The following is a 4,765-nucleotide window of genomic DNA, read 5'->3' on the forward strand; positions in this document are numbered from 1 at the left end:
ACTCCGGAATTCGCGGCGGTCACACTCGATGGGGCTGTGCCTCCAAAAGAAGCACTCCCCCAACTCACTACACTCCCATCGGACTTTAATGCTGCAAAGGCTGAACCAGTGCTGAATATTTCCCTGACTTTGTATTGTGGTTTCAGAAATGATCTGCTCGCCCCTTGAAAGTTCCCCGCAGCATCTACCAAGGTGGCTACAATTTCGATTTCCTCGGCAGTTATGCTGCTTAAATCAAAGTCGGCTGTCCAGGCCCCTGCTGTGCAAGTAACTGTTGCTTTTGCGACTGGAACAAACGCAATGGTTCGTCCATTCTCGCTACAAAGTCCTGTCGCCACAAAGTTTGCCTCATCTAACATCACTGAATCTGCACCGGGTGTATTAAAGCTTAATGTTGGCGCTGTATTGTCCACGGTCGCGTCACTTGCAACCGCAGATGCCAGTGATTGGTTACCAGATAAATCTTGGGCTGTGTTTGCTGCTAACTGAATATTTAAACTTCCATTCCCTGTGCAACCTGTCACTGTCACACTTCTTGTGTTGGCACCCGTTGTTGCAACAACGGGTGTTCCACAGCCTGCCGTAGCGGTTCCACCTTTAGCTACATCTGCTGCACTTAAAGTAATGCTGTCAGCACCTGCGTAAGTCACTGTCCAAACAAAACTTGTTGTGCTGTTACCTATAGCGGGACTTGGGCCTGTGATCACAAGTGTTGGATCTGTATTATCCACCGTCACGCTGCCACCTGTAGCTGAGGCCGCTAAATTATTAGCATTGTCATTTGCGGAACCGACATTGATGCCGATGCTTAAACTTCCATTACCTGTGCAACCTGTCACTTCCACTTTTCGTTCTGTGGCACTTTGGTTGACAACACTTGCCGTACAACCAGCTGTGGCCCCACTTAAAGTCAGATAGGTTGCCTTCGTCGAATCATCTAATAAAATGGTGCCAGCACCTGAGTAACTGATAAGCCATTCGAAAGTCGCCGTGCTGTTTCCTTGAGCTGGTGTTGGCGTTGCTATAGCTAGCGTAGGAGCTGCATTATCCACAGTTGCTGTTGATCCAGCACTTGCAGCAGAGGCTTGGTTGCCAAGAACGTCTTGCGCTGTATTTGATGACAGACTAAATCCCACAGATCCATTGCCTGTGCAGTTTGCAACAGTGATGGTTTTAACTTGGGGATCTGCGGTGTTGCTAACTGTGGGCGCTCCGCAGCTTGCAGCAGCTGCACCTGTTAACGTGATATTGCCTGGTGCTAGCGTGATGTTTGCGGCATCTGCTGCGTAAGTCACTGTCCAAACAAAACTTGTACTTTGATTACCTAAAGCTGGCGTTGGGCCTGCAATACTTAAATTTGGGCCTGTGTTATCAATGGTCACTGCTGTTGAAGTGTTTTGTGCTGGGGCTTGGTTATTAGCTGCGTCTGCTGCTGTATTTGCTGCGATTTGGATTCTAGCTGTGCCATCGCCTGTACATCCGGTCACGGTTACAGATCTTTGATGCGCACCTGTCACTGCCACCACAGCAGTGCAGTTACTTGTTGCTGTGCCGACAAAACTAATATCTGCATTTGATAAAGTAATAACGCTTTCGCCGGTATAATCCACCGTCCAGACAAAGTCCGTTGAACTATTGCCACTTGTTGGGGTGGGATCATTGATAGTTAAGCTAGGAGCTGTGTTATCGACTGTGGCATTGCTTGAAACAGCAGAAGCTAATGATTGATTGCCTGCTAAGTCTTGCGCAGTGTTTGCTGCAAGTTGGATGTTTAAACTTCCATTCCCTGTACAACCTGTCACTGTCACACTTCTTGTGTTGGCGCCTGTTGTTGTAATAACGGGAGCCCCACAACCTATCGTAGCAGTTCCACCTAAAGTCACACTTGCGGCATTTAAAGTGATGCTGTCAGCACCCGTATAACTCACAGTCCACTCAAAGTTTGCTGTGCTGTTGCCAGTTGTTGGATTAGGCCCTGTGATTGCAAGTGTAGGAGCTATGTTATCAACTGTGGCACTACTTGAAATCGCAGAAGCTAATGACTGATTGCCTGCTAGGTCTTGAGCTGTATTTGCATCCAGCTGAATATTCAAGCTGCCATTCCCGCTACATCCAGTCACCGCTACGGTGGTGGTTGTGGCGTTAATATTAGTAACTGTGGGTGTTCCACATCCTGCTGTTGCTGTGCCACCTAAATTTATATCGGTGCCTGTTAATGAAATGACGTCAGCACCTGCGTACGTCACAGTCCATACAAAACTTGCCGTGCTGTTTCCGTTTGCTGGCACAGGGCCTGTGATCGCAAGCGTCGGTCTTGTTCTATCTATATTAAAAGTCAGTGTGTTAGATGCTGTGCTATCGTTGTCATAGGCGTCTTTAGCGACATTGGCTAGGACTTGCACTGTGACTGGTGTGGCCTCAGACATGGCCGTTAAATCAAAGCTATAGCTTGCGCCACTTCCGGTGAAGTTTGCAATCGTGGCATTGCTCACTGTAATATCTGAAGAACTAAACGTCGTTGTGCTGCTTGAAAAAGTCACCGTCACAGGGATGCTTGTTGCATTCGTGTGGGTGTTTACTACTGAGGCCAGGTTCACAGTGAAAGCCGAGTTATCAATCGTAGCAGTCGAAGCAGAAGTTTCTGCATTAGCTAAGTTGCCTGCTAAATCACTTGCTGTATTTGCTGCAACGGCAATTCCTAAGCTTCCGGCATTTGTACAACCCGTGACTTCCACAAATCGCTGTACCAAGCCCCCTGGATTATCAATACTTATGCTACATCCCGCTGTCCCGGCGGCGCCCACCAATGTGATGTTGGACGTAGAAAGCGAGATACTATCGGCACCTGTATAATTTAAGGGCCATCTGAATGTGGTACTGCTATTGCCCAGCGCCGGTGTCACCGTTCCAATAGCTAAAATGGGAGCCATATTATCCACATTGGCAAAATTTGCTGAACTATCGCCAAAAGCTTGATTTCCCAAAGCATCTTGCGCCGAATTAGCTGCGATATTTATCTTAACCGTACCATTACCTTGACAGTTGTCTACAATCACAGTTCTCGAAGGACCCGACCCGCTGACATTTGTGGCACAGCCATTTACTGTTCCGGTTGTCATTAACGATATATGAGCTGCACTTAAGGTGATCGACGTGTGGTTGGCATAAGCCACCGTCCATTCAAAACTTGTTGAACTGTTTCCATTTGCAGGTGTAGGCCCTGCTATAGAAAGTGTAGGAGCCAAGTTATCCACTGTCGCATTGCCGGAAGGACCTGCAGCCGGAGCCAAGTTACCCGCAGTATCAATAGCGGAAGTGGCCGCAATAGAAATATTTAAGCTTCCATCCCCTTCACAGTTCGTCACGGTCACAGTTCTTTGAGTATTTCCACTGCCAGTGACGTTGACAGAACAATTTGACGAAGGGTTCGATCCTACCGCGCCACCCAAAGTAATATCAGAGCTTGATAAAACAATACTAGAAGCACCCGCATAGTTCACAGTCCAAACAAAGCTGGTTGCCTTATTGCCAAGCACTGGCGCGGGACCCACAATAGCCAATGTAGGAACAATCCTATCCACATCAAAGCTTAAAACATTCGATGCTAAATTCAATGTATTCAGGGAGTTTACGACCACACCACTGGGCAACTGCAAGGTCACTGCTCCATCAGCGGCTGGAATCAAATTCAAAGTATAACTAGATCCATTTCCGGCAAGCCCTGACACACTTCCATTCGTCACAATAAAGTCAGACTCTTCCAGATCCGTAACTGCAACAGTTCCAAAATCCACATCTACTTCAATACTGGATACATTTGTGGGGCTGGAAACCAACGTGCTTAAAACAGGTACTGGGATATTCACATCATAAACAATAGAAAACTTATTCGATGCAAAACTTGAATTGCCTGCAACATCTACGGTCGCACCTGGCGGAAGCTCCAACTCAATGATTCCCGACGCTGTCGGCACTAAAGTAAGGCTATAAGAAGAACCAAAGCCTGTCAGACCCGTGATACTGGCAAGACCATTGATTGCAAAATCACTGACCTCAAGGCCTGTCACTGGTTCGCTAAATACCACTGAAACAGGAATACTTGCTGATACTGTGGGACTGACAACTGCCGATGAAATTTGAACCGTAGGACGCACACTATCCACCACCCACTGCAACACACTTGTTGAAGTGCTTTTCTTCGGGAATTCCGCCGAGCTGGCATTTATCCCATCCTCAGATGGAACAGACAGACTTTGTGTCGGGAAATAGACTTGAACAATCCCATCACCATTTGCCGTAATTATGAAAGAATAAGCTTTCCCTGATCCAGAAAGTCCCGACAAGGTCCCGCCAGTTACCTGAATATCTGCTTCATTAATATCAAAAATGTCTTCACCAAAAGTCAGACTAACAGGAATGGAACTCGAGTTCGTGGAACTAGGCACAGATGAATTTAGCTCAACAAGAATTAGGTTACGAACAGACTTCAAATCTAAAATACTAGCATCAAGGCTGCAGCCCGTTAATACGAACAGCATAACCGAAAAAAGCCATAAGCCTTTGACCTTAAAAACGTTGACGATGTCATGTGCTACTAAATTCATAATTCAACCTTCGTAAAAACGTCCCGCCTGTACTTTCCTTTTACGTTATCGTCATTTCTTACGGGCTTCTAAACTTCGGAGTTGGGTTCTGTGCCAAATAGAACATTAAGTTGAAGATGAAAGCTCATAGCTATTCTGATTTTCCTAGAATAGCCTTTCCA

The 4,765-nt window shown here is 46.6% G+C and carries 1 protein-coding gene; it reads right to left on the bottom strand.

The genetic code is table 11. The features are described from left to right. Window positions 1-4,604: beta strand repeat-containing protein (locus AC04MQ_RS19270; RefSeq protein WP_475392895.1), on the bottom strand; the 4,604-nt coding region annotated here is incomplete at its 3' end. Window positions 4,605-4,765: the final 161 nt, after the last annotated feature.

The sequence above is a fragment of the Bdellovibrio sp. MYbb2 genome (genome assembly GCF_056175685.1).